The sequence below is a fragment of the Spirosoma jeollabukense genome (assembly GCF_054777855.1).
Window position 1 is genome coordinate 1 of the sequence record NZ_BAAHAD010000048.1, and the last position, 1,767, is coordinate 1,767.

Below are 1,767 nucleotides of genomic sequence, written 5' to 3' on the forward strand. Positions count from 1 at the left end.
TAGGAACATTATACTTAATGTTTGCAGTATTTTCAGGTTTAGCTGGTACAGCATTTTCAGTGTTAATAAGATTAGAATTATCAGGACCAGGTGTACAATTTATAGCAGATAATCAATTATATAATAGTATAATAACAGCTCATGCCATAGTGATGATTTTCTTTATGGTAATGCCAGCCTTAATAGGAGGTTTTGGTAACTTTTTATTACCTTTAATGATAGGAGGTCCAGATATGGCATTTCCTAGATTAAATAATATAAGTTTTTGATTGTTAATACCAAGTTTAGCATTATTTTTATTTGCAGGAATGATAGAAAATGGAGTAGGTACAGGTTGAACTCTTTATCCACCTTTATCAGGTTTACAAAGTCATAGTGGACCTAGTGTAGATTTAGCAATATTTGCTTTACATCTTTCAGGGATAAGTAGTTTACTTGGAGCAATGAACTTTATTACAACTATATTAAATATGAGAAGTCCTGGTATAAGACTTCATAAATTAGCGTTATTTGGATGAGCTGTTATAGTAACAGCGGTATTACTATTATTATCATTACCTGTATTGGCTGGTGGTATAACTATGATTTTAACAGATAGAAATTTTAATACATCTTTCTTTGAAGTAGCAGGTGGTGGAGATCCTATATTATACCAACATCTTTTTTGATTTTTTGGGCATCCAGAAGTTTATATATTAATTATCCCAGGTTTCGGTATAATAAGTACTACAATATCAGCTGGTTCTAATAAAAGTGTATTCGGTTATTTAGGTATGGTTTATGCTATGATGTCAATTGGAGTTTTAGGTTTCGTAGTTTGAAGTCATCACATGTATACAGTTGGTTTAGACGTGGATACAAGAGCATACTTTACAGCCGCTACATTAATAATAGCTGTACCGACAGGTATTAAAATATTCAGTTGATTAGCTACTACTTATGGAGGAACAATTCATTTAACACCTTCAATGTTATTTGCATTAGGTTTTGTAGTTATGTTCACTATAGGAGGATTAAGTGGTGTTGTATTGGCTAATGCTTCACTTGATATTGCTTTCCATGATACTTATTACGTAGTGGCTCATTTCCACTACGTTTTATCATTAGGTGCAGTTTTTGCATTATTTAGTGCATGATATTATTGAATACCTAAAATAACTGGTTTAAATTATAACTTGTTATTAGGAAAAGTACATTTTATGATTTTATTTATAGGTGTTAATGTAACGTTCTTCCCTCAACATTTTTTAGGTCTACAAGGTATGCCAAGAAGAATAAGTGATTATCCTGATGCTTTTGCTGGATGAAATTTAGTAAGTAGTATTGGTTCTATAATTAGTGTAATTGCTACTATATTATTTTTACATATAATTTATATGCAACTAGTTGAAGGTGAAGTTACATCTAGATATCCTTGATTGGTACCTGAATTTTATTCTGATTTATTTCAAACATTATTTAATAGAAATTATGTTTCTTTAGAATGAACTTTAGATAGTCCACCTAAACCTCATGCTTTTGTAAGCCTTCCAATGCAAAGTGTTGTTGGGTATATTTTTAATGGAAGAAATTAGGTAAAGTATTAGGGTAAGGAATTATAATAATAATATATTTTAATATTTACTTTTATAATTAGTACGTATTGTAAATATATTATTTTTTTTTGGTTTTATTAAAAAATTATTATATATATTTATAAGTTTTTTTTTAAAGGAATATATTGCAAATGGCTTTGTCTTATGATTGCAGATCAATAAGAAGGAGTTC

General features: G+C 29.2%; 2 pseudogenes. Both read left to right on the forward strand.

From position 1 onward, the window contains the following. Positions 1 to 17 precede the first annotated feature (17 nt). Positions 18 to 518: pseudogene (locus tag ACYVEA_RS34380) on the forward strand (cbb3-type cytochrome c oxidase subunit I). 162 nt (positions 519 to 680) lie between these two features. Continuing rightward, positions 681 to 1,307: pseudogene (locus tag ACYVEA_RS34385) on the forward strand (cbb3-type cytochrome c oxidase subunit I); the annotation flags it as partial. Positions 1,308 to 1,767 lie beyond the last annotated feature (460 nt).